At 63.5% G+C, this 25,609-nt stretch carries 27 protein-coding genes, 1 pseudogene and 1 riboswitch; of the genes and pseudogenes, 17 read left to right on the forward strand and 11 right to left on the reverse strand.

Annotation, left to right across the window (positions count from 1 at the left end):
• Position 1: 1 nt before the first annotated feature.
• Positions 2 to 297, forward strand: a pseudogene (locus LG385_RS05570) (type II toxin-antitoxin system RelE/ParE family toxin); the annotation flags it as partial.
• 39 nt (positions 298 to 336) lie between these two features.
• Positions 337 to 672 carry an addiction module antidote protein gene (locus LG385_RS05575; RefSeq protein WP_225776178.1) on the forward strand — a complete coding sequence of 112 codons (336 nt, stop codon included), beginning with the start codon at positions 337 to 339 and terminating at the stop codon, positions 670 to 672.
• Between the two features lie 99 nt (positions 673 to 771).
• Here the strand turns inward: LG385_RS05575 and LG385_RS05580 are convergent, their stop codons facing one another.
• From LG385_RS05580 to purM, 4 genes are all read right to left on the reverse strand, one after another.
• Entirely contained in the window at positions 772 to 981 is a 210-nt protein-coding gene (locus LG385_RS05580) for a hypothetical protein (RefSeq protein ID WP_225773066.1), read from the reverse strand.
• A 247-nt stretch (positions 982 to 1,228) separates the two neighbouring features.
• Complete coding sequence (locus LG385_RS05585) at positions 1,229 to 1,942, reverse strand: DUF3108 domain-containing protein (RefSeq protein WP_225773068.1); 714 nt, start codon at positions 1,940 to 1,942, stop codon at positions 1,229 to 1,231.
• An 8-nt stretch (positions 1,943 to 1,950) separates the two neighbouring features.
• On the reverse strand, positions 1,951 to 2,601 hold the full coding sequence (gene purN, locus LG385_RS05590) for a phosphoribosylglycinamide formyltransferase (protein ID WP_225773070.1): 651 nt from the start codon (positions 2,599 to 2,601) through the stop codon (positions 1,951 to 1,953).
• On the reverse strand, positions 2,601 to 3,659 hold the full coding sequence (purM, locus tag LG385_RS05595; RefSeq protein ID WP_225773072.1) for a phosphoribosylformylglycinamidine cyclo-ligase: 1,059 nt from the start codon (positions 3,657 to 3,659) through the stop codon (positions 2,601 to 2,603). Before purM ends, purN begins: the two co-directional genes overlap by 1 nt.
• Positions 3,660 to 3,893: 234 nt before the next feature.
• On the opposite strand from purM, the gene LG385_RS05600 reads away from it, so the two are divergent.
• The 5 genes from LG385_RS05600 to LG385_RS05620 all read left to right on the forward strand — a co-directional run bounded on the left by LG385_RS05600 (position 3,894) and on the right by LG385_RS05620 (position 8,567).
• Positions 3,894 to 4,958 carry a DUF2066 domain-containing protein gene (locus LG385_RS05600; protein WP_225773075.1) on the forward strand — a complete coding sequence of 355 codons (1,065 nt, stop codon included), beginning with the start codon at positions 3,894 to 3,896 and terminating at the stop codon, positions 4,956 to 4,958.
• An 8-nt stretch (positions 4,959 to 4,966) separates the two neighbouring features.
• Complete coding sequence (locus tag LG385_RS05605; protein WP_225773077.1) at positions 4,967 to 6,040, forward strand: AI-2E family transporter; 1,074 nt, start codon at positions 4,967 to 4,969, stop codon at positions 6,038 to 6,040.
• 108 nt (positions 6,041 to 6,148) lie between these two features.
• On the forward strand, positions 6,149 to 6,856 hold the full coding sequence (gene hda, locus LG385_RS05610; RefSeq protein WP_225773079.1) for a DnaA regulatory inactivator Hda: 708 nt from the start codon (positions 6,149 to 6,151) through the stop codon (positions 6,854 to 6,856).
• A gap of 387 nt (positions 6,857 to 7,243) precedes the next feature.
• Positions 7,244 to 7,897: a C40 family peptidase gene (locus LG385_RS05615; protein WP_225773081.1), complete on the forward strand. Its 654-nt coding sequence runs from the start codon at positions 7,244 to 7,246 to the stop codon at positions 7,895 to 7,897.
• 115 nt (positions 7,898 to 8,012) lie between these two features.
• On the forward strand, positions 8,013 to 8,567 hold the full coding sequence (locus LG385_RS05620; protein ID WP_181112630.1) for a C40 family peptidase: 555 nt from the start codon (positions 8,013 to 8,015) through the stop codon (positions 8,565 to 8,567).
• 38 nt (positions 8,568 to 8,605) lie between these two features.
• Here the strand turns inward: LG385_RS05620 and LG385_RS05625 are convergent, their stop codons facing one another.
• Complete coding sequence (locus LG385_RS05625; RefSeq protein ID WP_225773083.1) at positions 8,606 to 9,916, reverse strand: PQQ-dependent sugar dehydrogenase; 1,311 nt, start codon at positions 9,914 to 9,916, stop codon at positions 8,606 to 8,608.
• 95 nt (positions 9,917 to 10,011) lie between these two features.
• Positions 10,012 to 10,234, forward strand: a riboswitch (cobalamin riboswitch).
• 124 nt (positions 10,235 to 10,358) lie between these two features.
• On the opposite strand from LG385_RS05625, the gene cobO reads away from it, so the two are divergent.
• The 10 genes from cobO to LG385_RS05675 are packed head-to-tail and all read left to right on the forward strand — an operon-like array spanning position 10,359 to position 19,121.
• Positions 10,359 to 10,970, forward strand: a complete 612-nt coding sequence (cobO, locus tag LG385_RS05630) for a cob(I)yrinic acid a,c-diamide adenosyltransferase (protein WP_225773085.1) — start codon at positions 10,359 to 10,361, stop codon at positions 10,968 to 10,970.
• Positions 10,967 to 12,280, forward strand: coding sequence for a cobyrinate a,c-diamide synthase (locus LG385_RS05635; protein WP_225773087.1), 1,314 nt, complete (start codon positions 10,967 to 10,969; stop codon positions 12,278 to 12,280). Before cobO ends, LG385_RS05635 begins: the two co-directional genes overlap by 4 nt.
• A complete protein-coding gene (gene bluB, locus LG385_RS05640; protein ID WP_225773089.1) occupies positions 12,273 to 12,923 on the forward strand; it encodes a 5,6-dimethylbenzimidazole synthase in 651 nt (216 codons plus the stop codon). The genes LG385_RS05635 and bluB overlap by 8 nt, the downstream gene beginning before the upstream one ends.
• On the forward strand, positions 12,920 to 13,828 hold the full coding sequence (gene cbiB, locus LG385_RS05645) for an adenosylcobinamide-phosphate synthase CbiB (RefSeq protein ID WP_225773091.1): 909 nt from the start codon (positions 12,920 to 12,922) through the stop codon (positions 13,826 to 13,828). Before bluB ends, cbiB begins: the two co-directional genes overlap by 4 nt.
• Positions 13,821 to 14,810, forward strand: a complete 990-nt coding sequence (gene cobD / locus LG385_RS05650; RefSeq protein ID WP_225773093.1) for a threonine-phosphate decarboxylase CobD — start codon at positions 13,821 to 13,823, stop codon at positions 14,808 to 14,810. The genes cbiB and cobD overlap by 8 nt, the downstream gene beginning before the upstream one ends.
• Entirely contained in the window at positions 14,810 to 16,267 is a 1,458-nt protein-coding gene (locus LG385_RS05655) for a cobyric acid synthase (protein ID WP_225773095.1), read from the forward strand. The genes cobD and LG385_RS05655 overlap by 1 nt, the downstream gene beginning before the upstream one ends.
• A gap of 1 nt (position 16,268) precedes the next feature.
• A complete protein-coding gene (gene cobU / locus LG385_RS05660; protein WP_225773097.1) occupies positions 16,269 to 16,790 on the forward strand; it encodes a bifunctional adenosylcobinamide kinase/adenosylcobinamide-phosphate guanylyltransferase in 522 nt (173 codons plus the stop codon).
• The gene (gene cobT, locus LG385_RS05665; RefSeq protein ID WP_225773099.1) at positions 16,787 to 17,839 is read left to right on the forward strand and encodes a nicotinate-nucleotide--dimethylbenzimidazole phosphoribosyltransferase; all 1,053 of its coding nucleotides are present in this window, start codon (positions 16,787 to 16,789) and stop codon (positions 17,837 to 17,839) included. Before cobU ends, cobT begins: the two co-directional genes overlap by 4 nt.
• On the forward strand, positions 17,836 to 18,408 hold the full coding sequence (locus LG385_RS05670) for a histidine phosphatase family protein (protein WP_225773101.1): 573 nt from the start codon (positions 17,836 to 17,838) through the stop codon (positions 18,406 to 18,408). Before cobT ends, LG385_RS05670 begins: the two co-directional genes overlap by 4 nt.
• Positions 18,405 to 19,121 (forward strand): adenosylcobinamide-GDP ribazoletransferase, encoded by a 717-nt coding sequence (locus LG385_RS05675; RefSeq protein WP_225773103.1) that lies wholly within the window; start codon positions 18,405 to 18,407, stop codon positions 19,119 to 19,121. The genes LG385_RS05670 and LG385_RS05675 overlap by 4 nt, the downstream gene beginning before the upstream one ends.
• 92 nt (positions 19,122 to 19,213) lie before the next feature.
• Here the strand turns inward: LG385_RS05675 and LG385_RS05680 are convergent, their stop codons facing one another.
• The 6 genes from LG385_RS05680 to LG385_RS05705 all read right to left on the reverse strand — a co-directional run bounded on the left by LG385_RS05680 (position 19,214) and on the right by LG385_RS05705 (position 25,520).
• Positions 19,214 to 19,948, reverse strand: a complete 735-nt coding sequence (locus tag LG385_RS05680; RefSeq protein ID WP_181112606.1) for a phosphoadenylyl-sulfate reductase — start codon at positions 19,946 to 19,948, stop codon at positions 19,214 to 19,216.
• Between the two features lie 77 nt (positions 19,949 to 20,025).
• Complete coding sequence (gene pabB, locus LG385_RS05685; protein ID WP_225773105.1) at positions 20,026 to 21,375, reverse strand: aminodeoxychorismate synthase component I; 1,350 nt, start codon at positions 21,373 to 21,375, stop codon at positions 20,026 to 20,028.
• A gap of 65 nt (positions 21,376 to 21,440) precedes the next feature.
• Positions 21,441 to 22,418 carry an alpha-L-glutamate ligase-like protein gene (locus LG385_RS05690; RefSeq protein ID WP_225773107.1) on the reverse strand — a complete coding sequence of 326 codons (978 nt, stop codon included), beginning with the start codon at positions 22,416 to 22,418 and terminating at the stop codon, positions 21,441 to 21,443.
• The gene (locus LG385_RS05695) at positions 22,418 to 23,959 is read right to left on the reverse strand and encodes an inactive transglutaminase family protein (RefSeq protein WP_225773109.1); all 1,542 of its coding nucleotides are present in this window, start codon (positions 23,957 to 23,959) and stop codon (positions 22,418 to 22,420) included. The genes LG385_RS05690 and LG385_RS05695 overlap by 1 nt, the downstream gene beginning before the upstream one ends.
• Positions 23,960 to 23,964: 5 nt before the next feature.
• Entirely contained in the window at positions 23,965 to 24,501 is a 537-nt protein-coding gene (locus LG385_RS05700) for an ATP-dependent zinc protease (protein WP_225773111.1), read from the reverse strand.
• A 200-nt stretch (positions 24,502 to 24,701) separates the two neighbouring features.
• Positions 24,702 to 25,520: a pyruvate, water dikinase regulatory protein gene (locus LG385_RS05705; RefSeq protein ID WP_181112596.1), complete on the reverse strand. Its 819-nt coding sequence runs from the start codon at positions 25,518 to 25,520 to the stop codon at positions 24,702 to 24,704.
• Positions 25,521 to 25,609 lie beyond the last annotated feature (89 nt).

The following is a 25,609-nucleotide window of genomic DNA, read 5'->3' on the forward strand; positions in this document are numbered from 1 at the left end:
GATGACCTACACGATCGACACTACGCGCGAATTCGATGGCTGGCTTGGTTCTATTAGAAATCACCAAGGTAAATCCTCGATCCTGTCTCGATTGGACAAAGCTGAACGGGGAAATTTCGGAGACTGCGAACCCGTTGGAGACGGGGTTTCGGAAATGCGGGTTTTCCTCGGACCCGGCTACCGAATGTATTTCGTTCGCACGGGGCCTACCGCTTTTTGATGCTGTATGGAAGCGATAAAAGCGACCAAAGACGGAGTATCAAACAAGCCAAGGCTATTCTGGATGCGTTGAGAGGAAGTGATATGAGCAGAGTGAGCAGCTTTCGCCCCGAGGACATGCCGGTCCTGAAGTTGGACACCAGCCGGACAACACGCTATGAAGCTTCGCGCTACCTGGATAGTACCGAGACAATAAGTGCCTATCTCGCGTCCAGCCTCGAATCAGACGATCCACAGGACTTTCTCAGAGCGCTGGCGGAAGTCGCAAAGGTGCGGGGTATCAATAACCTTGCACGAGAAGCGGGATTGAATCGTGAAAGCCTCTATAAGGCACTAAGGCCCGATGCGAAGCCACGGTATGAAACCATATGGAAATTGATCAATGCCTTGGGTGTGGGCCTTACTATAAAGCCCACTGGCCCAAAATTTGAAGACACTGCTACGCCGGCTTAAGCATATCCTCATCCTTGCCGCACACCTTCAGCGGCACGGAGCTATTCAGGTTATGCGTAGACCGGCCTCAGTAGTGCGTTTTCTCGAAAAGGAATGTGGTCAGGACGCCTGCAGAGAAGGCGCACCCAGCAGCTCCGCCCGCTTCGCTTCGTTGGCTTCGAGTTCCTGCTGGTAAGCCACAGCCTCATGCTCGTTGTGGAACATGCCCACCAGCAGGCCCTGCTGGTAAACGTCCCAGATGCGAACCCCGGCCGCCAGGCCTTCATGGGACATGTGGGCATCGTCACGTTCGGTTACTTTCACGGTCATGCTGACACTCCTCTGGGTTGCCGTAACAAGTACGTGCTTCCGTTATAGGATTGATAGCCAGCTAATGGAACCGGGGGCGAGCGCAACGGTGTGTTGCATGAATCGGCAGGAATCGCTCAAACCCACGGGCGGCGCGGGCTGCGGCGGATTGTCGCACTTTGTGAAGGCGCGTGAAGAATAGTTTAAGAAGGCCTGAGGCGGGGGCGGAAGTGGCCGAACAGGGCTCGGCCACCATGAAGCGGGGAGGTCAGTTGCCTTTTACCGGTTTGCCGCCAACAGTGCCGTCCTGAAGCATGATGGTGTATTCCTTGCCATCGGTTTCGGTCTGTTGCAGCTGCACCAGCAAGTAATCCCACGCCTTGGCGAACCACAGCACAGTCACGCGCTTGCTTTGTGTGGGGTCGCGCACGCGTTCCACCTTGATGGCATCGATGCTCCCGGCCTTGGTTGCGACTTTCTCTTCGCCCAATACGCGGAAGTCGTAGGTGTCGATTTCGTCGCCATCCACTACTTGGTAGCTCATGCTCTTCTTGCCAGCGGCCACGTCGTGTTGCAACGCTAGCTGGTAGCTGGATTTGTCCAGCACGCCACGGTTCAGCGGCAAGGTGATCGGGTCGCCGCGATCGGTGCCGGTGACTTTCTTGGCGGACCAGTCGAAGTCCAGGTCGACCCGCTTGGCCTTGCCCAGGCCGCCGCGCTCGAAGTTGTACGCTTGCGGCATGAGGGTGTCTTTGTCCATGCGCAACACGCTGGTTTCAGTCAGGCTGGCGATCATCATCGACGCCTTGAACTCGAGGGTCCAGGTACCGTCCGGGTTGGCCGTGAGGCTGCGCTCGGCGGTGCCGCTCATGGGCAGTTGTTTCCAGTCTGCGGTATAGCTGGCGGAAAAGGGCTTGAGGTCCGCGGCCTGTACGCCAGGCAGCGTGAACAGGGCAAGGGCGAACAGCAGGGCACGACGCATACGGTCTCCTATGGGCGGATCAAATGGCCGCTGGCAGCCAGGGGCTGGCCGTCGAACGACACGCCGTGGCTGCCAAGGCACAGCCGGCCTTCGGCGAACCAGCGTACCGCCAGCGGGTATATCTGGTGTTCTTGAGCATGCACTCGCCCGGCAAGTGTTTCGGGCGTGTCGTCGGCCTGTACCGCAACGGCAGCCTGTACGACCAGAGGCCCTCCATCGAGTTCCTCGGTAACGAAGTGTACGCTGCAGCCGTGTTCGGTGTCGCCGGCTTCCAGGGCGCGCTTGTGGGTATGCAAGCCCTTGTGGCGTGGCAGCAGCGAAGGGTGGATGTTGAGCAACCGGCCGTGGTAGTGGCGAACGAAGCCGGGGGTGAGGATACGCATGAAGCCGGCCAGCGCTACCAGCGTGGGCTCGAAGCCGTCGATAAGCGCCATGAGCGCCTGGTCGAACGCTTCGCGCCCGTCATAGCCTGCGTGGTCCAGAACCCGCGTTTCGATGCCCGCAGCCCGCGCGCGCTCCAGCCCGAAGGCGTCGGCGCGGTTGGAAATCACCGCGCGAATGCATACAGGGCTGTCGCGGTGCGAGAAGGCGTCGATCATCGCCTGGAGGTTGCTGCCGGAACCCGACAGCAAGACCACCAGGTTGCAAGGCAGGGGCATCAGTGGGCCTTGAGGTTTTTCAGCTCGACCTGCGCTGCGCCTTCGGCGGCGGCAGTGATTTCACCGATCACCCAAGGCTGCTCACCTTCAGCCTTGAGCACGTCCAGGGCCCGGCCTACATCTTCCTGAGCCACGCAGATCACCATGCCCACGCCGCAGTTCAGTACGCGGTGCATCTCGGTTTCGTCCACGTTGCCCTGCTGCTGCAGCCAGTCGAACACCGCCGGGCGCTGCCAGCTGGCAACATCGATCACGGCCTGGGCGCCGGCCGGCAATACGCGCGGGATGTTGTCCAGCAGGCCGCCACCGGTGATGTGGGCCATGGCCTTCACTGCGCCGGTGTCGGCGATCAGCTTGAGCAGCGGCTTGACGTAGATGCGGGTAGGGGCCATGAGCAGGTCGGATAGCGGTTTGCCGCCCAGCTGTTCGGTGGCGATGTCGGCACCCGACACTTCCACGATCTTGCGGATCAGCGAGTAGCCATTGGAGTGCGGGCCCGAGGAGGGCAGGGCGATCAGTGCGTCGCCAGCTGCCACACGAGAACCGTCAATGATCTCGGCTTTCTCTACCACGCCTACGCAGAAGCCGGCGAGGTCGTAGTCTTCGCCTTCGTACATGCCTGGCATTTCAGCGGTTTCGCCGCCGACCAACGAGCAGCCGGCCTGTTCGCAGCCTTCGCCGATACCGGTAACCACCGTGGCAGCCACATCGACGTTGAGCTTGCCGGTAGCGTAGTAATCAAGGAAGAACAGCGGCTCGGCGCCGCACACCACCAGGTCGTTCACGCACATGGCCACCAGGTCGATGCCGATGCTGTCGTGCTTGTTCAGGTTCAAGGCCAGGCGCAGCTTGGTGCCCACGCCGTCGGTACCTGACACCAGCACAGGCTGCTTGTAGCCGGCCGGGATCTCGCACAGCGCGCCGAAGCCCCCCAGGCCGCCCATCACTTCCGGCCGCGCGGTGCGTTTGGCCACGCCCTTGATGCGTTCGACCAGCGCTTCACCGGCGTCGATGTCTACACCGGCGTCCTTGTAGCTCAGGGAGGGTTGCTTGCTCATGATCCAGGCCTTTGAAGAGGGGCGATACAGGAAACGACCACAAGGGTCTGCGAAGGCGCGCGATTTTATCAGGGTTGGTCACTTCAGGCCAGAACGGGGGCTGGCAGACATGGGTACACGGGTTGGGTGGCCATGCCTGGCGGATTTGACGGCGCCGGCAGTTGGCAGGGCGAATGTTTTACGGGAAAGTGTGTCCCATTCACTTCAGTACCCCTGCCTTTTGGAAACCTGCACATGCGCCTGCGCCCCCTTTTGCTCGCTTCACTGCTCAGCCTCGCCCAGCCGGCGGCCTGGGGCGAAACCGTGACCAACCTTTATCAGGTGAGCGAGCCGGTCAGCAGCCAGGCGCCTGAAGAGCGCGACCAGGCGACCCAGCGCGCGCTGGAAACCCTGGTGCTGCGGCTTACGGGGGATCCCAAGGCGTTCGCGGGAGCAGGCCTGGCGTCAGTTCGCAAAGACCCGCAACAAATCATCAGCCAGTTCGGCTACCAGGCCGGCCCGCCCCAGGCCTTGCAAGTGGACTTCGACCCGGTGAGCACCGACAAGGCGCTGCGCCAGGCAGGGTTGGCCACCTGGGGCGCGAACCGGCCATCCATTCTGGCCTGGTGGCTGAACGAAACCGCGGCCGGTGCGACGCTGGCCGGCGACGCCCAGCCCAGCGCAGCGCCGTTGCGCCAGGCCGCGAAACACCGCGGGCTGCCGATCAAGCTGCCGCTGGCAGACCTGGAAAAACAGCTGGCCGCCACGGCGAAAAACCTCGAAGGCACCGATCCGGCCCCGTTGCAGGGTGTATCCCAACGCTACGGCGCCGATGCCCTGCTCGCGGTTCACGCCAGCGCCGACGGTGATAAATGGCAAGCCAAATGGCGCTTGTGGCTTGGCAGCCAGAAGGAGCAAGGCACCGTGCAGGCCAATGACCAGGCCAGCCTGGCCGATGCGGTGATGCTGGCGGTCGCCCAGAAGTTGGCGCCGCGCTACATCGTGAAGCCCGGTGCCAGTGGTGAACTGGCAGTAGAAATCGAAGGCATGACCCTGGAGCACTATGCCGAACTCGGCCGCGTGCTGGATGCGCTGGGTGGCCGCTTGCAGTCGGTCAGCGGCAACAAGGCGTTGTACCGGGTTACCGCCAGCGCCGAGCAGCTGCGTGCCCAGTTGGCGCTGGCGCATTTGCAGGAGGTTGATCCCGCCTCGGTGCCTGCGCCGGTTGCCGCGCCCGCGCCCGTTTCGGCAAGTGGAGCTGTAACGCCGCCTGCCGCGGCGCCTGCGGCTGAGCCTGCCCCGTTGAGGTTCCATTGGTGAGCCAGGGTATGACCGATAAAAAGCACTGGTTCTGGTTGGGGGCAGCCCTGGTCCTGTGTGCGCTCATCTTTGAACTGCACCCCATCTTGTCGCCATTTCTGGTCGGCATGCTCATCGCCTACCTGGGCGATCCGCTGGTGGATCGGCTGGAAAGGCTGAAGCTGTCGCGCACCTTGTCGGTCGTGGTGGTGTTCGTGCTCTTCACGCTTATCGTGATGATCGCCCTGGTGGTGGTCATCCCGATGCTGGCCAGGCAACTGGTACGGTTGTATGAGCTTACGCCGCAATTCCTCGACTGGTTGCAGCAATCCGCCTTGCCCTGGATACAGGCACGATTGGGGCTGGCTGAAGGCTTCTGGAAGTTCGACAAGATCAAGGAAGCGATTTCAGCCCACATGGGCCAGACCACAGACATCGTTGGGCTGATACTGGCGCGCGCCACGGCGTCGGGCCTGGCACTGATCGGCTGGCTGGCCAATCTGGTGCTGATCCCGGTGGTCGGGTTCTACCTGCTGCGCGACTGGGACCTGATGATGGCCAAAATCCGCGGCTTGCTGCCGCGTCAGCGCGAAGAGCAGATCGTGACCCTGGCCCGAGAGTGCCACGAAGTGCTGGGTGCCTTCGTGCGGGGCCAACTGATGGTAATGCTCGCGCTTGGGGCCATTTATTCGGTGGGGCTGATGCTCACCGGCCTGGAACTGGGCCTGTTGGTCGGCGTGCTGGCGGGCCTGGCTTCCATCGTGCCTTATATGGGGTTCATCACCGGTATCACAGCTGCCCTGGCGGCCGGCCTGTTCCAGTTCGGGCTCGATCCCTGGCACCTGGCGGCCATCGGTGCTGTGTTCGCTATCGGCCAGGCGTTGGAAGGTACGGTGCTCACGCCATTGTTGGTGGGCGACCGTATCGGGTTACACCCGGTGGCGGTGATTTTCGCGATTCTGGCCGGGGGCGAGTTGTTCGGCTTCACCGGTGTATTGCTGGCCCTGCCGGTAGCGGCGGTGATCATGGTCCTCATCCGCCACATGCACACGTTGTACAAACAATCGGACCTTTACGGCGGCGGTGAAGACCCGGAGCTTTGAACATGCTCAGAGTGCTTGCCTGGCGGCCCTTTACGCGTCAGGCTTGCAGCTTCCAGCCAAGCCGCTAGAATTTGCCCCCTTTGAGCTGAGGCCGTATCCCCGGGACGCATGAAAGAGCCGATCCAACTCCCGCTGGGTGTGCGCCTGCGCGATGACGCCACCTTCGTCAACTACTATCCCGGAGCCAACGCTGCGGCGCTCGGCTACGTCGAGCGGTTGTGCGATGCGGATGCCGGGTGGACCGAAAGCCTCATTTACCTTTGGGGCAAGCAGGGCGTGGGGCGCACGCACCTGATGCAGGCGGCGTGCCTTCGCATGGAGCAGCAGGGGCAGCCTGCGGTGTACCTGCCGCTGGCGCAGCTGCTCGATCGCGGGGTCGGTATCCTGGACTACCTGGCGCAGTACGAGCTGGTTTGCCTGGATGACCTTCAGGTAATCGCCGGCAAGGCGGAATGGGAAGAGGCGCTGTTTCACCTGTTCAACCGCCTGCGCGACAGCGGCCGCCGTTTGTTGATCGCCGCTTCGCATTCTCCGCGTGAGTTGCCGGTCAAGCTGGCCGACCTCAAGTCCCGGCTCACCTTGGCGCTGGTATTCCAGATGCGCCCGCTTTCGGATGAAGACAAGCTTCGTGCGCTGCAATTGAGGGCATCGCGCCGTGGCCTGCACCTTACTGATGAGGTAGGGCACTTCATTCTTACCCGTGGTAGCCGCAGCATGAGCGCGCTGTTCGAATTGCTCGAGCGCCTGGATCAGGCCTCGTTGCAGGCGCAGCGCAAGCTCACCATCCCTTTCCTCAAGGAAACGCTCGGCTGGTAGCCGCCTGTCCCACTTCTACCAAATAACCCTCGGCCTGGCAGGGCTTTTGCTATATTCTCCGTCATCTTTGTGCCGCCAAAGGGCTGGCGCAGGGATCGCTACGCTTGCTTGATAGTTTTAAGCTATCTCCAAGCGGGGCGGATTAGCCGAGCGGCAATCCTGGCTCGGCGCACAGTTCGCATCGATTTGCGGTCAGCTTGGAATTTATGGCTGTAGTTCAAAGAGTTACAGCCCTCCAGCGGTTCGCGCCCAGTGCTCTGGTCCGGCAATTTCGCGTTAGATGTGACCGTTGGCACCATAAGTCACAAAATGTTCTATAAAATTTGCAAATGGTGCCGATAGAAGGCATATTCGCCCCTTCATCCACTTACTGACACGGTCGTGCCCATGCTGAATCGCTTCGCACCCCTCGTGCCTCTTGCACTTGTTACCCTGCTGTTCGGCTGCGCAGCCCAGTCACCGGTTTCGCAACAGCAGGTGTCCACCCCCGTTACCGCCGAGCGCGCTCCTGTAGCGCAGCCTCATAGTCTTACCCCGGCAACAGCTTCCTTGTTCGACGAAGACGATGTCGCCGACAAGGATGACCTCGCCGCTTTCTCCCGCAACGGACCGTACCGCTTGCCCCTGCTGGCTGACAGCATTCTGGAGCGTGGCAAATCGTTGATCGGTACCCGTTATCGCTTCGGTGGTACCACTGAGAACGGCTTCGACTGCACTGGCTTCATCAATTTCCTGTTCCGCGAAGAAGCAGGCATGACCCTGCCACGCTCCAGTCGCGAAATGATCAACGTAAAAGCGCCGCTGGTAGCTCGCAACAATCTGAAGCCGGGTGATGTGCTGTTCTTCGGCACCACCGGCCGCCGCGGCCGCGTGAGCCACGCCGGCATCTACCTGGGCGACGACCAGTTCATCCATTCCAGCAGCCGCCGCAGTGGTGGAGTGCGGGTGGACAACCTGGGCGATAGTTACTGGAGCAAAACTTACATCGAGGCCAAGCGTATGCTGGCCATGGCGCCCGTTTCCGAGGTCGCCCGCAAGTAAGCCAGTCGGTCCATAAAGGGCAGCGACGAGCGGTCACGCTTTCGCTGCCCTTTTTTATGGAATACAGCGGGTTAAGCGCTATTCTTCATCGGCAGTCGAACTCGGAACCCCGCCCATGGCTTTCTCCCGTTTGCGCACTCTGGCGCTTGCGCCGCTTATCCTGCTTGCCGCCTGCGCAAGCCCTCCACCGCCCAAGCCCGCGCCGGTGGCGGTAGTGCCTCGCCCGGTTATTCTCGACCCCACCGACTATTCTTCGGTAAAGGCCGACGACGTGCTGTTCCGGGCCATTGGTTTGGTGGGCACGCCTTATCGCTGGGGTGGCAACACGCCTGATTCGGGCTTCGACTGTAGCGGCCTGATCGGCTTCGTCTACCGGGACGCTGCCAATATCGCCCTGCCGCGCTCCACCCGGGATCTGATTGCCATGCATGCGCCCAGCGTTGATCGCAACGCGCTGCGTTCAGGGGACCTGGTGTTTTTCTCTACCCAAGGCAATGGCCAGGTAAGCCATGCGGGGATCTATGTAGGGGAGGGGCGTTTCGTGCATGCGCCGCGTACCGGCGGCACGGTGCGGCTGGATTACCTCGACAAGCCCTATTGGCAGAAGGCCTACCTGGATGCCAAGCGGGTGATCCAGCCCGAGCGTTTGGCGCAAACCGCTACGCCATAACAGCCGGGGCGGCTGCTCACCGCCCCGCGAGTCCGCAATTACTGCCGCGTCACGCGCCAGATCTTGTTGCCCACATCGTCGGCCACCAGCAACCCACCCTTGTTATCGCCAATTACGCCCACCGGGCGGCCCATGGCTTCTTCCTTGTCATTCAAGAAACCGGTCAGCAGGTCCACCGGTTGGCCGGTAGGCATGCCGTTGGCGAACGGCACGAACAGTACCTTGTAGCCGCTGTGCGGCTTGCGGTTCCAGGAACCGTGCTGGCCAATGAAAGCGCCATGGTCGAAGGGCGCGGGCAGCTGGTTCGGTTGGGCAAAGGCCAGGCCCAGCGAGGCCGTATGCGGGCCCACCGCGTAATCCGGTGCGATTGCCTTTTGCACCATGGCCGCGTCGCCGGGCTCTACGCGCGCATCCACGTGTTGGCCGTAGTAACTGAACGGCCAGCCATAGAAGGCGCCGTCTTTTACTGAAGTAATGTAATCGGGCACCAGGTCGCTGCCGATCTCGTCGCGTTCGTTCACGGCGGTCCAGAGTTTACCGGTCTGGGGTTCCCAAGCCAGCCCATTCGGGTTGCGCAAACCGGTGGCGAACAGGCGCTTCTGCCCACTGGCTGCGTCTACTTCCCAGATCGCGGCGCGGCCTTGCTCCTGGTCCAGGCCGTTTTCCGCCACATTGCTGTTGGAGCCCACGGTCACATACAGCTTTTTGCCGTCCTGGCTGGCGATGATGTTCTTGGTCCAGTGATGGTTGAGCGTGCCGGCCGGAAGGTCTGTAACGGTTTCGCCGTTCCCCTCCAGGTGGGTAGCGCCGGGCTGATACTTGAAACGAAGGACTTTGTCGGTATCGGCAACGTAGAAGTCCTGCCCAACCAGGGTCATGCCGAACGGGGAATTCAGGTTCTGCAGGAACACCTCGCGTGTTTCGGCGATGCCGTCGCCGTCCTTGTCACGCAGCAAGGTAATCCGGTTCGGGCTGGGCACGCCCGCGCCGGCCCGGCCCATCACTTTATTCATCACCCAGCCGCGAATGCCTTTGCTGTCGTCGGGCTTGGGTGGCGAGTTGGTTTCAGCCACCAGTACGTCGCCGTTGGGCAGTACGTACAGCCAGCGCGGGTGGTCCAGGCCTTCGGCAAACGCGCTCACTTGCGTGCCGGGCGCTGCCTTGGGCTTCACCCCTTCCGGCCAGCCCACCGCTGGAGCAATGTTCACCGTGGGCATCAGGGTTTTGTTGGGCTCTGGCAGCTTGGGCGCCGGGCCAGTGCCATCGGACACCTGTAGCTTCGAGCTTTCGCCGCAGCCTGCAACGCTGGCGGCGATCAAGACGGTAAGGGCGAGGCGGGAGAAGGGCATGATCAGCTTCCTGGCAACCAAGGTATGTACCGTAGAGGCAGCGAGGCGGCGGAGGTTCAACATGTTTGATTGACGCTACCGGGCCAACCCCTTACCCTTCGCCGATTGTTTCAGGTGCCCGGGCGGCGTTCGCTTGCCAGGGTGAAACAGGGAAGCCGGTCAGCATCGGGCGGTTCGCCACGAGCAATGCCGGCGCTGCCCCCGCAACGGTAGATGAGTCAACGCTCGCGCATGGGCCACTGGGCAACCGGGAAGGCGCGCGAGTGGGGCAGCGCCCGCTCATGAGCCCGGAGACCGGCCTGAAACCCCTGATACGGTGCGAGCCCCGCCCGTTGATTAACAGATCGCCGCGCGGGTGAGAGCGGCACTGACGTCATGCTGCCCGCCCTTTGTGGCGTTGGCGCAGCGTTGGTGCGCACCCGCGAGCGAGCGGAGAGCAGCAATGAACGAATCCCCCGAGCGCGACGAGCGCCACCAGGCCCGCATGGCGCGGAAAAAAGCCGTAGTCGATGCCCGCATCGCCGCGTCCGCGGACGAGCGTGGTGTGCTGCTGGTATTGACCGGTAATGGCAAAGGCAAAAGCAGCTCGGGCTTCGGCATGCTGGCGCGTGCCTTGGGCCATGGTATGCGCTGTGGCGTGGTGCAGTTCATCAAGGGCCGCCAGACCACCGGCGAAGAGGCGTTCTTCCGCCGCTTTCCCGATGAAGTGAGTTTCCATGTGATGGGCGAAGGCTTCACCTGGGAAACCCAGGACCGCCAGCGTGACATCGCTGCCGCCGAAGCGGCCTGGCAGGTAGCCCAAGAGCTGCTGGGCGACCCCGCCGTGGATTTCGTGCTGCTCGACGAACTGAATATCGCGCTCAAGCACGGCTACCTGGACGTCGAGAGGGTGGTAGCGGACCTGAAGGCCCGTCCGCCGCTGCAGCATGCCATTGTCACCGGGCGCGCGGCGAAACCGGAAATGCTCGAAGCCGCCGACACCGTGAGTGAACTCGGGCTGATCAAACATGCCTTCCAGGCCGGCATCCGTGCGCAAAAGGGCATCGAGTGGTGAGTACGCCGCGCCACTGCCCAGCGGTACTGATTGCCGCTCCGGCCTCGGGCCAGGGGAAGACCACCGTGACCGCCGCGCTGGCCCGCCTGCATCGCAATCGCGGGCTGCGGGTGCGCGTGTTCAAGTGTGGCCCGGATTTTCTCGACCCCATGATTCTCGAACGCGCCAGCGGTGCCCCGGTGTATCAGCTGGATCTGTGGATGGTAGGGGCCGCGCAAAGCCGCCGACTGCTTTGGGAAGCCGCCGAAACCGCCGACCTCATTCTGGTGGAAGGGGTGATGGGGCTGTTCGATGGCACCCCGTCGAGCGCAGACCTGGCCATCGAGTTGGGTGTGCCGGTGCTCGGCGTGATCGACGGCACCGCCATGGCACAAACCTTCGGCGCGTTGGCGCTGGGGCTGGCGCGGTACCGCCCGGAGCTGCCGTTCGCGGGCGTGCTTGCCAACCGGGTGGGCAGTGAGCGCCATGGCCAGCTGCTGCGCGATAGCCTCACAGAAGGCCTGCGCTGGTTTGGTGGCCTGCCACGTGAACAAGCCATCGGCTTGCCTAGCCGCCACCTCGGGTTGGTACAAGCCAGCGAGCTCGAAGACCTGGACCGTCGGCTGGATGCGGCGGCACAAGCCTTGGCGGCCACCTGCGATGACGCCTTGCCGGCACCGGTCTGCTTCTACCCGCCGGAAAATGAAGTAGTGGCGCCGCTGCTTGCAGGCGTGCGCGTGGCGGTGGCACGAGACCAGGCGTTTGCGTTCCTTTATAACGGCAACCTCGACGCCCTGCGTGCGATGGGAGCAGAACTGCGGTTTTTCTCGCCCATCAGCGATACCGCGCTGCCCCCCTGTGACAGCCTGTATTTACCTGGCGGCTACCCGGAGCTGCACCACCAGCGCCTGGCTGCCAATACCGGCATGCTGGAAAGCATTCGTGCCCATCATAAAGCGGGCAAGCCGTTGCTGGCTGAATGCGGTGGCATGCTCTACCTGCTCGAAGGCCTTACGGATGTAGATGGCGAGCGGGCGGCGCTGCTTGGCCTGATGCCAGGCGAGGCCACGCTGCAAAAGCGCCTTGCCGCGCTGGCCCTGCAGGAAGTGCAGCTGGACGAAGGGATCCTGCGTGGCCATACCTACCATCATTCATTGACTACCACGCCATGGGAAGCGATTGCCCGCGGGCGCAGCCCCAACGGCGGGCGGGGTGCCGAGGCGGTGTACCGTTGCGGCAGGCTCACGGCCTCCTACGTACATTTTTATTTCCCTTCGAACCTGGCAGCGGCCGCGGCACTGTTACAGCCCGGAGGCCCGGCCCATGACTGAGCACGCCTTCAGCGAGGCGGAGCGGGCGGCGGTGTACCGCGCCATCTCGGAACGCCGGGACATGCGCCATTTCACCGGTGGTGAAGTAGCCCCCGAGGTACTCCACCGCTTGCTTGCCGCCGCCCACCAGGCGCCGAGCGTGGGCCTGATGCAGCCGTGGCGGTTCATTCGCATTCGCCGCCCTGAATTGCGCGAAGCCATCCATCAGCTGGTAGAAACCGAGCGGCTGAACACGGCCCAGGCCTTGGGTGAGCGCTCGGACGACTTCATGAAACTCAAGGTGGAAGGCGTGCGTGATTGCGCCGAACTGCTGATAGTCGCCTTGGGCGATGGGCGCGAGCAGCATGTATTCGGCCGCCGTACCCTGCCGGAGATGGATCTGGCGTCGTTGTCATGTGCCGTGCAAAACCTGTGGCTGGCGGCCCGCGCCGAGGGCCTGGGCATGGGCTGGGTGTCGCTGTTCGATCCCGAGCGCCTCGGTGAATTGTTGAACATGCCGGCCGGCGCCCGGCCCATCGCGGTGTTGTGCCTCGGGCCGGTCGCTGATTTTTATGCAGCGCCCATGCTGGTGCTCGAAGGGTGGGCGCGCGAACGCCCATTGCATGAATTGCTGTTCGAGGATACCTGGGGGGCACAGCCGTGAGCCTGGCCCTTACGTGTGTTGCGGCAGTAGCCTTGGACGCGCTGCTGGGGGAGCCACGCCGCTGGCACCCTTTGGTGGGCTTCGGCAACCTGGCCCAGCGGCTGGAGCGGCGCTTCAATTCTGCCGGCCATGGTTGGCGCAGCCACGGCGTCACGGCCTGGCTGATGGCGGTGGTGCCGCCAGTGCTGGTACTGACGCTGCTCTCCTGGCTACCCGTGATTGGCGGCGTGGTGGAAGTGCTGGTGCTGTATTGGGCGCTGGGCTTGCGTAGCCTCGGTGAGCACCTGCAGCCCGTGGCTCGCGCATTGCGCGAAGGCGACTTGGCCAAGGCACGCGAGCGCGTAAGCCGGCTGGTCAGCCGTCACACCGACGCACTGGACGCTACCGGCGTAGCCAAGGCCGCCACCGAGTCCGCGCTGGAGAACGGCAGCGATGCGGTATTCGCCGCGTTATTCTGGTTTGTATTGGGCGGCGTGCCCGGGGTAGTGCTGTACCGCCTGGCTAATACCCTGGATGCCATGTGGGGCTACCGCAACGAGCGCTTCGAACGTTTCGGCTGGGCTGCCGCGCGCATTGACGACCTGCTGAACCTCATTCCAGCCCGGCTCGTTGCGCTCACCTATGCCGTGCTGGGCAAGACGGCGCTGGCGCTGCGTTGCTGGCGGCGCCAGGGTTCGCTCTGGGATAGCCCCAACGCCGGCCCGGTGATGGCCGCCGGTGCGGGTGCATTGGGCGTAGCGCTGGGTGGGCCCGCCATTTACCACGGTGAACTGCACGAGCGCCCACAACTGGGCGAAGGCCCGGAGCCGGATGCCGGGGCCATCGAGCGGGCCTGGGCGCTGGTGCAGCGGGGCGTATGGCTATGGCTGCTGCTCATTTGTATAGGGGGGCAATTCTATGCTTGAACACGGCGGGCGTTTGCAGGCCGCGGCGCGGGAGTTCGGCATCGAAGTCCCGGCCTGGCTGGACCTGTCCACCGGGATCGCGCCTTGGCCCTGGGCTATTCCGCCAATACCTGTCGCCGCCTGGGCTCGCCTGCCAGAAACCGACGACGGCCTTGAAGCGGCCGCCTGTGGTTACTACGGTGCCGAACAGGTGCTTGCGGTGGCAGGCTCTCAGGCCGCGATTCAGGCATTGCCGCGGCTACGTCGCAGCGGCAAGGTCGGCGTGCTGGCGCCGTGTTACGCCGAGCATGCCGAAGCCTGGCGCAAAGGCGGCCATGTGGTACGTGAAATCGGCGACGACGAGGTCGAGGGCTACCTGGACCGGCTGGATGTACTGGTGCTGGTCAACCCGAACAACCCCACCGGCCGCCTGTTCGAGCGTGAACGCCTGCTTGCCTGGCACGCTCGGCTTGCTGCCCGCGGCGGCTGGCTGGTTGTGGACGAAGCCTTCATGGATCTTACGCCGGCCTATAGCCTGGCTGCAGAGGCAAACCTGCCTGGCCTGATCGTGCTGCGCTCTTTCGGCAAGTTCTTCGGCCTGGCAGGGGTGCGCCTGGGCTTTGTGCTGGCCGAAGCCCGCTTGCTGGCCGGCTTGGCGGAACAGCTGGGCCCCTGGGCGGTGAGCGGGCCCACCCGTGTGCTGGGGCAAGCCTGCCTGCTTGATGACGCGGGCCATCGCCAGCAGGTCGACCGCTGTAATGTCGCCGCTGCCCGATTGGCGGCGATGTTGAGTGATCACGGCTGGCCGCCAGCCGGCGGCTGCGGGTTGTTCCAGTGGGTGCGCACCCACCAGGCCGAAGCCCTGTACCTTCACCTCGCCCGGCAGGGCATTCTGGTGCGGCTGTTCCGTGCTACGTCCAGCCTGCGCTTCGGCCTGCCATTCGAAGCCGCTCACTGGCAGCGGCTCGATGAAGGGCTTGCCGCGTTCAACAAGGAAACCTGATGGCTACGTTAATGGTGCAAGGCACCACGTCGGACGCAGGCAAAAGCACGCTGGTGACGGCGCTGTGCCGCTGGCTGCGCCGGCAGAACGTCACGGTGGCGCCGTTCAAGCCACAGAATATGGCCTTGAACAGCGCGGTAACCGCCGACGGCGGCGAAATCGGCCGGGCGCAAGCGGTACAAGCCCAGGCCTGCGGGCTGGCGCCGCATACCGATATGAACCCGGTGCTGCTCAAGCCCAACAGCGATACCGGCGCGCAAGTGATCATTCACGGCCAGGCCGTGGGCAATATGAACGCGCTGCGGTATCACGGCTACAAGGCAACCGCCATGCGCGCTGTGCTGGAATCCCATGCGCGCCTGAACGCAGCCTACCAAGTGGTGGTGGTAGAAGGCGCCGGCTCGCCCGCTGAAATCAACCTGCGCGCAGGGGACATTGCCAACATGGGCTTCGCCGAGGCGGTGGATTGCCCGGTGATTCTGGTGGCTGACATCAACCGGGGCGGGGTGTTCGCCCACTTGGTCGGCACCTTGGCGCTGCTCTCCGAACGCGAGCAGGCGCGGGTGAAGGGCTTTGTGATCAACCGGTTTCGTGGCGACCTGGCACTGCTCCAGCCCGGGCTGGACTGGCTGGAAGCGCATACCGGCAAACTGGTGCTGGGCGTACTGCCTTACCTGAGTGAGTTCCATCTGGAAGCCGAAGACGCCGTTGACAGTCGCCAGCCCGCCAAGGAAGGCGAGCTGCTGCGGGTGGTAGTCCCAGTGCTGCCGCGTATCAGCAACCACACGGATTTCGACCCGTTGCGCCTGCACCCGCAGGTGGCGCTGAGCTTTATCCGCCCGGGCGAGGCAGTGCCGCCTGCCGACTTGATCATACTGCCGGGCTCCAAGAGCGTGCGGGCCGACCTGACCCGGTTGCGGGATAGTGGCTGGGAAGAAGCGATCACTCGTCACCTGCGCTACGGCGGCAAGGTGTTGGGGATTTGCGGCGGCTTGCAGATGCTGGGCACGCGCATCGCCGACCCCTTGGGTATCGAAGGCCCCGCCGGGAACAGCCAGGGCCTTGGCTGGCTGGCGCTGGAAACCACCCTGGCGGCGGAAAAGCAGCTGCGCAACGTGCAGGGTCGGCTGCTGTTCGACGATGCACCGGTGCGGGGTTATGAAATTCATGCCGGCGTGAGCGAGGGCCCGGATCTTGCGCGGCCCGCCCTGTGGCTGACACCTGGGCGCGGCGACGGGGCTGTGAGTGCTGACGGGCAGGTGATGGGTACTTACGTGCATGGGCTGTTCGAGGAGCCTGAGGCCTGCGCCGCCGTGCTGCGCTGGGCGGGATTGGAGGGCGCGACGCAGCTGGACTACGACGCGCTGCGCGAGCGCGACATCGAGCGGCTGGCCGACCTCGTTGAACAGCACATGGACACTGCCCGGTTGCGTGACCTGTGCGCGGGGGAGCCCTGACATGTTGCGACTGATTCTGGGCGGCGCTCGCTCCGGCAAAAGCCGGCTGGCCGAAACCCTGGCAACCGCCAGCGGCCTGGCCGTTACCTATATCGCCACCAGCGAACCCCGGGACGCCGAGCTGGACGCGCGGGTACGCCTTCATCAAGCGCGGCGCCCCGCTCATTGGGCACTGGTCGAGGAGCCCCTCGCATTGGCAAGCGCCCTGGCCAGCCATGCCGCCCCGGGGCATTGCCTGCTGGTGGATTGCCTTACCCTGTGGCTCACCAACTTGCTGATGCTGGACAGCCCTGAACGCATGGCCGACGAGCGCGACGCCCTGTTGGCGGCGTTGGCAGAGCTGCCCGGCGAAATCATTCTTGTGAGCAACGAGACCGGCATGGGTATCGTACCGCTCGGCGAGCTCACCCGCCGATACGTGGATGAGGCCGGTTGGCTTCACCAGGCCATCGCCGAGCGCTGCGATCAGGTAGTGCTCACCGTTGCCGGCCTTCCTCTTACCCTTAAAGGACCCACTCCATGACCACTGCCTGGTGGCAGCAGCCCTGCGCCACACCGCACGCACGCTTCGCTGAAGGCGCGCTTGAGCGCCAGCGCCAACTCACCAAGCCCGCAGGCTCCCTTGGCCAGCTCGAAGCCATTGCTGTACGGCTTGCCGCGCTGCAGGGGCAGGCGCACCCGCGCGTTGCCGAGGTGCATATCGGGCTGTTCGCCGGGGATCACGGCATTGTGGCCGAGGGGGTATCGCCTTATCCGCAGGCCGTCACCGGCCAGATGCTGCGCAACTTCATCAACGGTGGCGCGGCGATCAGTGTATTGGCCCGCAGCCTGGGCGCGCACATGGCGGTAGTAGATCTTGGCACCGTCGCGCCGTTGGATCTGCCCGGCGTGCGACAGGTGCGCCTTGGCGCAGGCACTCGCAACTTCGCGCAAACCCCGGCCATGACCGAGCAACGGTGCGCTCGGGCGCTGGAAGTCGGTCGGGAGACCGCTCAGGAGGCGGCAGCCGCGGGGGCCCAGCTGTTCGTGGGTGGCGAAATGGGCATTGGCAATACCACTGCAGCCAGCGCCCTGGGCTGCGTGCTGCTGGATTGCCCGGCCACCGAACTGGTAGGCCCAGGCACCGGCCTGGATGCCAAGGGGGTTTCGCACAAGGCCGTAGTGATCGAAGCCGCCCGCCGTCTTCACCAGCAACAGGCCAGCGATCCATTGAGCACGCTCGCTTGCTTTGGCGGCTTCGAGATCGCCGCGCTGGTGGGTAGCTACATCGGTGCCGCCCAGGCGGGCGTGGCCGTGCTAGTGGACGGGTTCATCTGCTCCGTGGCCGCGCTGGTCGCCATGCGCCTGAACCCCGGCTGCGAGCCGTGGCTGTTCTTCGCGCATCAGGGGGCTGAGCCTGGCCACAAGCGTGTACTTCAGGCCTTGGGTGCCGAGCCATTGCTGGCGCTCGGCTTGCGCCTGGGTGAAGGCAGTGGCGCAGCACTGGCGGTACCGCTGATGCGCCTGGCGTGTGAGCTGCATGGCGGCATGGCCACGTTTGCCGAGGCGGCCGTGGCGGACCGCCCGGCATGAAGCTGTGGCTCGACTTGTTACGCCACGGCGAAACCGAGCGGGGCGGTGGCTTCCGGGGTAGCCTGGATGACGCACTTACCCCTGCTGGATGGGCGTCCTTGGAGGCTGCGGTGGAAGAGCAGGGCCCTTGGGATGGCATTGTCACTTCACCCTTGCAACGTTGCGCGGCCTTTGCTTGCGCCTTGGCGCAGAGGCTGGAATTGCCCTGCACCACCGTGCCCGGCCTGAGCGAGCTGCATTTCGGTGAATGGGAAGGGCGCAGCGCGGCCGACCTGATGGTGGACCAGGCCGAGGCGCTGGGGCGCTTCTGGCAGGACCCGTTCGCTTACACGCCGCCTGGCGGGGAGCCTCTCCTGGCATTCACCGCGCGGATCGAAAGCGCGCTGGCAGCATTGGTAGAAGAACACCCAGGTAAGCACTTGCTGGTTGTAAGCCATGCCGGGGTGATGCGGCTGCTGCTAGCGCGCGCCCGAGGCTTGCCCGACGGCGACCTGCTGCAGGTGGAAGTGGCTCATGGCGCCCTGCATCGGGTCGGCATCACTGATGCCGGTGCGTTGGTGGCATTGTGATGCCGTGGTGGATTGCCCTGCAATTTTTGAGCAGCCTGCCGGTGCGGCTGCGACGTATGCCCACGCCCGCGGAAACCGGCCGGTCGCTGTTGTGGTATCCGGCAGTGGGGCTGCTGTTCGCTGCGGTACTAGCGAGTGTGGATTCGTTACTGGCTGGCTCGCCGTTGCTGTTGCACGGGGCGATCCTGCTCGCTGTATGGATCTTCCTCACTGGCGGGTTGCATCTGGATGGCTTCGCTGACACGGCGGACGCCTGGGTGGGTGGCTACGGCGACCGGGAGCGCACCCTGGCCATCATGAAAGATCCGCGCAGCGGGCCGATGGCCGTCGTGGCGTTGATCGTGCTGCTTCTTTTGAAGTTCACAGCATTGGCGGCCGTGCTGCAGGCGGCGCCTGGCGATCATTGGTGGATAGTCCCGGTGCTCGGGCGGGCCACATTGCTAGGCGTGTTTCTCACCACGCCGTACGTTCGGGCAGGCGGGCTGGGCGAGGCGTTGGCCAATCACTTGCCGCGCACGGCCGGCTGGGTCGTATTGGCCGGGTGCTTGCTGGCGAGTTGGCTGAGCCTGGGCAGCGTGTTGCTGGCAGGGATCGCGGCGTTTGCCTGGCTGCGCTGGCTGCTGCTGCGCCGCCTGGGCGGCACCACCGGCGACACTGCGGGCGCGATGCTCGAGTGCCTGGAGGTGGTGCTGCTGGTGGGGTTGGCGCTGTAGCAGGGCTCCCATAGGCTGAAAAGTGCGGATGTAGGAGACGGGGGCCGGCCTTCCGGCGAAGCCGCAGGCGCAGCTCGCGAATAAGGCCTTCGCTACACCTTGGCGATCAGGTTGCCAGCGTGCAGCCCACATTCCTTCTGGGTCGCTTCTTCCCACCACCAGCGGCCTTCGCGCTCGTGCTGGTTAGGCAATACCGGGCGGGTGCAAGGTTCGCAGCCAATGCTGACGAAGCCGCGCTCATGCAGGCTGTTGTACGGCAGCTCCAGCATGCGGATGTAGGCCCATACTTCCTCGCTGGTCATCTGCGCCAGCGGGTTGAACTTGTACAGGGTGTTCTCCGGCGTGGAGAAGGCTGTGTCGATTTCCACCACCGCCACGTGGCTGCGGGTGCCGGGGCTCTGGTCGCGGCGCTGGCCGGTGGCCCAGGCGCGAACGGTGCTCAGCTTGCGGCGCAGGGGCGCGATCTTGCGGATGCCGCAACATTCGCCGTGGCCGTCGCGGTAGAAACTGAACAGGCCCTTTTCCTTCACCATGGCCTCAAGGGCTTCGCGGTCGGGGGACAGAATCTCGATAGGGATACCGTAGTGCTCACGCACCTGCTCGATGAAGCGGTAGGTTTCCGGGTGCAGTCGGCCGGTGTCGAGGGTGAATACCTTCACCTGCTTGTTCAGCTTGTAGGCCATGTCCAGTAACACCACGTCTTCGGCGCCACTGAAGGATATCCACAGGTCGTCGCCGAAGTGCTCGAACGCAAGCTTCAGTACATCCTGCGGGGATTTGCTCGCATAACCAGCCGCCGCTTCGGCGACATCAAAGAGGTGGTTCATCAGGCGGTTCCAGTGTGCTGGCGCTTGTCGCGCTCGAATGGCTGCAAGGTTATCAAATTGTGCGGGCGGTTGCTGGATCAGCCCTGCAACGCTTCGAGGGTATCGAGCAGCACCCTTACCTTGATCAGCGACTCCTGGTATTCGTCATCGGCTTGGGAGTCCATCACCACGGCGCCGCCACCCCAGCAGGCAATGCGCCCGCGTTCGATCAGCAAGGTGCGAATGGCGATGGAGCTGTCCAGGTTGCCGCGCACGTCCAGGTACAGAAACGACCCGCAGTAAATGGCTCGCCGATGGGCTTCCAGTTCATCGATGATCTGCATGGCGCGAATCTTCGGCGCGCCGGTTACCGAGCCCCCGGGGAAGCTGCCCGCCAGCAGGTCCAGGGCGTCCCGGCCGCTGGCAAGGGTGCCTTCGATACTGCTGACCAGATGGTGCACATTGGGGTAGGACTCCAGCGCGAACAGCTCCGGCACCCGCACGCTGCCGATGGCGCAATTGCGGCCCAGGTCGTTGCGCAGCAGGTCCACAATCATCAGGTTTTCTGCCCGATCCTTTTTGCTGGCCAGCAATTGCGCCGCCTGGGCTGCGTCTTCCGTTGCGTTCTGGCCGCGCGGGCGGGTGCCCTTGATCGGCCGGGTTTCTACTGCCCGGTCGTGTATGCGCACGAACCGCTCCGGGGAATGGCTGAGGATAGCGGTGTCGGCGTCCACCTGCATGAACCCGGAGAACGGCGTGGGGCATGCGCGGCGCAGGGCAAGGTACGCCGCCCAGGCGTCACCTTCGCAGGTTGCGCTGAACCTGCGGGTGAGGTTGATCTGATAGGTATCACCGGCTCGGATGTAGGCCTGTACCTGATCGAACGCGTACTGGTACGCCGACTCGCTGACCTCATGGGTGAAGGCTTTGGTGAGGCGGAACGGCCCTGGCGGGTTATCGATCGAGGCCTCGAACAGCCCGATCAAGCGTTCCCGCTCGTGGGTTGCCAGCGACGGATGAAACACCAGCCAGCTTTGCTTTCTGAGGTGATCGCTGGTCAATGCCCAGTTATAAACCCCCAGCTGGGCGTCTGGCAGGTTGAATTCGGCCTCGGGGCCCTCGGCCAGGGCTTCCAGGCGCCGGCCAAAGTCGTACGCCAGGTAGCCGATCAGCCCACCGGCAAAAGGCAGCTCACACGCTGCCGGGAGCTCGGCGGGCCCCAGGCTGGCCAGCGCCAATCGCAGCCGCTGAAAGTACGCCGCGCCGGTTTCGTCCAGGGTCGGCTGCAGGGTTGCTACGGGCCAGGCGCTGAGCAGGTCGAAGCGGCCGCGCTCGGCAACTGGCCTGGCGCTGTCGAGCAGGATGGCACCGGGTGCATGGCGGATAGCGGCAAAGTACCTGGCGGGGCTTGCCAGGTACGGCAGGGAGTGCAGGCTACAGCTGGGCATGAGGGCATCGGCGGGTTACGCAGGGGCGCCGATTGTAGTGCCAAGGCCGATGCGCCTCCAGCCATTCAGGGGCGCACGTGACCAAATGCCGCTTGTGCGAAGCGGGCGCGCTCTTCGGGCGTTTCGCTGCGCCCGTCGGCCTTCAGTGCGTTCACATGGGCTTCGACGGCTTCGGTGCGATGGGCCAGGCCGCAGTCGTTGGCAATCTGGATGTTCAGCCCCGGGCGGGCATTGAGCTCGAGAATCAGCGGGCCCTGGTTCTGGTCCAGCACCATGTCCACGCCGATGTAGCCCAGGCCGCACAGCTCGTAGCAGCCGGCCGCCAAGGCCATGAAGCCGTCCCAATAGGGCAGCTGTACGCCCTGAACGTCATTGGTGGTGTCCGGGTGCTTATGGATGATGCTGTTGAGCCAGGTGCCACGCAAGGTAACCCCAGTGGCGAGGTCTACCCCAACGCCGATCGCCCCCTGATGGAGGTTGGCCTTGCCGTTGGACTGCCGAGTGGGCAGGCGAACCATCGCCATTACCGGGTAACCCATCAGCACGATGATGCGGATGTCCGGCACGCCTTCATAGCTGATGCTTTTGAAGATCGGATCGGGGACCACCCGGTATTCGATCAGCGCCCGGTCCCGGTGCCCGCCGAGGGAATACAGGCCGGTGAGGATGCTTGAAATCTGATATTCGATCTCCGAGCGGCTGACGATCTTGCCCGACACCGTGCGATAGCGATCCTCGAAGCGATCTCCGATCACCAGGATTCCGTCACCGCCAGCCCCCTGGGCAGGCTTGATCACAAAATCCGGGCGATCGCCCACGATCTGGTCCAGCCGCTCGATTTCCTTCTCCGTGGAAATGATGCCGTACAGCTCCGGCACTTGAATGCCGGCGGCGATCGCCCGCTCCTTGGTGATGATCTTGTCGTCCACCACGGGATAAAGGCGCCGGTCGTTGTACTTGAGCACGTAGTCGGCGTTGCGTCGGTTGATGCCCATGATGCCCCGTGCCTGCAGGGCCTTCCAGGTTCTGAACAGTCCGAACATCAGGCGCCTGCCTCGCGATCCTTGACGAACGCCTTGAAACGCAGCAGCTCGGTGAGGCGGTAGCCCCGGTAGCGCCCCATGGCGAGCATGAAGGCAACGAGGATGAACAGCACGGCGGGGAAGGTGAACACGAAGTACACCAGCTCAGGCACGGTCATCAGCAGGTGGGCCAGCGACGCGGCCAGCAGGGTGCCCGCCGCCACCTTCATCGCATGGGCACCGCCGCGCTCTTCCCAGCTGATGGACAGCCGCTCGATGGTCATGGTGAGGATCACCATCGGGAACAGCGCCACCGACAGCCCGCGTTCAAGCCCCAGCTTGTGGCTGAGCAGGCTGATGGCGGCAATCAGCACCACCACGAACGTGAGCACGACCGACAACCGCGGCAGCATTTGCAGCTTCAGGTGTTCCAGGTACGAACGCAGCGACAGGCCCAGCGCGGTGATCAGGGTAAACAGCACGATACCGTAGCCCAGCTGGGTTTCCCGGAACGCCAGGGCGATCAGCACCGGCGTGAAGGTGCCGAGCGTTTGCAGGCCGATGAGGTTGCGCAGCACCAGAATCACCAGCACCCCGATGGGGATCATCACCATCACCATGAAGGTTTGCTGGGTTTGCAGTGGCAGGCTGTACAGCGAGTAGGCGAGGAAGTCGGCGTCGGTGCTTTCGTCCGTGAGCTTGGCCAGGCGGATGGCGTTCATTTCGCTATTGTTGAGGCTGAACGTGACGGTGACCTTCTTGCCACCTTCGAGGGTGACCAGCGGATCGTCCCCGGTCCACCACAACAGGCGATCGGCGGGCAGGCCCTGCTCGCCGGTATCGGGGTTGAAGTACAACCACGTGTTGCCATTGAAGCTGCGCAACCACAGCTCGGGCGACTGCGGTTGATCGGCTACCAGGCGCAGCGTGTGGGCGCGCTCCATCGGCACATGGGCAATGGAGAGCAGGAGGTCGACCACGCTGGCCTTGTGCTGGGGAGAAGGGTCGCCCGCAAGCAGCAGCTTCACGTTGTCGTCGTTGAGGTTGTTCACCCGCCGGATGGTTTCGCTGATGAAGGTTTCCACGTCCGCCGAGTGCTGGCGGATCGGCGCAAGCAAAGCTTCGGCGGCGATCTTTTCCGGGCCCTCCAGCACCAGGCTGTCGCGGAACATCGCGCCTTTGTACTTGGGCTTCTCGTTGCTGTAGCGCTTGGTCAGTACCAGCCGGTAGTAAAGGGTCTGGTTGCCCGACGCCCGCCGCGAGGACCAGGTGACCTTGCGGTTGCTGTCGATGCGATTGACGCTCACGCCATAGTTGTTGGAAATGAAGCTTTCGTTAAGGCTCACGTAGTCGCTGGTGAGCGGCGGTACGTACATCTGCACCTTCACCGGGGTTTTCGGCGTGGGCACGAATTCCACCTTGGCGTCGATGTTCCACAGGTCGTCGGTTTCGTCCTCCGAAACCGGGATGCCGAGCGCGAAAATCTGGTAACCCGTGATGCCGGCGCCCAGCAGTAGCAGGATCAGGATCAGCAGCTTGAGGTGAAGGGTGAGCGAACGCATTCAGGCTACTCGGCGATGGAAACGTCAGGGCCGCAGGCGGGCTTGCCGGCGGTGTATTTCGAGGCAGGGTCGACCAGGGCGTCGAACCGCTTGAGCGCTTCGGAGCCCACCAGAAGCGGATATTGGAATGCGCTGCGATCGGTCAAGTTCACCTCTATGCGCCGCATGGCCTTGCCCATGCACACGTTGAGCGCGATCACCGGCCGCGCCGTGTAGTGCTTGCCTGCGTCCGGATCATAGTCGCCGGCGCGCCGCTTGATCCGGCTGATCCGGGCCAGCGGGCGCTCGATGGGATGCTGATGGGCTTCGTCGATGGCCAGATAAAACCGTACCCAGGACTCGCCGTTGCGCTTGAACCGTTTGATGTCCCGTGCGCTGAGCGAAGCGGTGATGGCGCCTGTATCGAGCTTGGCCGCAACCTCGAGGTCTATCTCGTCCAGGCGTGCATACTCGTTCAGGCCGTAGGTAGTTTTCTCTGAGGCCAGGCCCAGGCCGGGTACCAGCAGCAGGCCGAGCAGGGAAGGGAGTCTGGGTGATCTCATGTGACCTGGGCAGTGGCTTGTCAGGGCGGAAGGAACAGCCAACGGCCGGCCTTTCGGGGCGGCGCATTCTAGCACGGTGGTTTTATGGCGCCAGTTGAAGCACGGTGCCATCATGCCATGGATGCGACGCCTGCAGCGTGTCGGCACATCCGGTGACAACTTATCTACGGTCGCATGTGCCATTGCCAGAGACGAGCCTGTTATTTGAAGCGCCTTTCCACGCCCATTTCCACGAGAATCTTTGCGGATATTTCTTCTACCGAAAAATGCGTGGAGTTGATATTTGGAATATTCTCCCGGCGGAACAGGCTCTCTACTTCGCGCACTTCGAATTCGCACTGGGCAAAACTTGAGTAACGGCTGTTGGCCTTGCGTTCATGGCGGATCGCGGTAAGCCGATCAGCGTCAATGGTGAGCCCGAACAGCTTATGCCGATGAGCACGTAATACGGTGGGCAACTGCAGGCGCTCCATGTCTTCTTCGGTGAGCGGATAGTTGGCCGCGCGGATCCCGAATTGCATTGCCATGTACAGGCACGTCGGGGTCTTGCCTGATCGCGACACGCCCACCAATATCAAATCGGCTTTGTCGTAATAATGGGTACGGGCGCCGTCGTCGTTGTCCAGCGCGAAGTTCACCGCCTCGATGCGATCCATGTAGTTGGAGTTGCGCGCAATGGAATGGGACTTGCCCACGGAGTAGGAGGAATGGGACCCCAGCTCCAGTTCCAGCGGCGCCAGGAAGGTGGAAAAGATGTCGATCATGAAGCCATTGGAGGTGGCGAGAATCTCGCGAATGTCCTGATTCACAATGGTATCGAATATGATCGGTCGTACCCCGTCGCGGTCCGCCGCGGCGTTGATTTGTTGCACCATTGCCCGCGCTTTTTCCACGCTGTCGATATAGGGGCGGGTGAACTTGTTGAAGGTTATGGTTTCGAATTGCGCGAGCAAACTCTGGCCAAGCGTTTCAGCAGTGATGCCGGTGCCGTCAGAGATAAAGAAAGCTGATCGTTTCATTTGCGCCCCGGGGCTTAGGCTGCGGAAGAATCCTGAGATATCATCGGCCCGTTTCGTTGGGCTCGAGTCTCGCATTCTCACGCATTTCG

Origin of the sequence: Pseudomonas sp. Marseille-Q5115, assembly GCF_916618905.1 — a bacterium.
In the GTDB taxonomy this organism is placed as follows: Bacteria; Pseudomonadota; Gammaproteobacteria; order Pseudomonadales; family Pseudomonadaceae; genus Aquipseudomonas; species Aquipseudomonas japonica_A.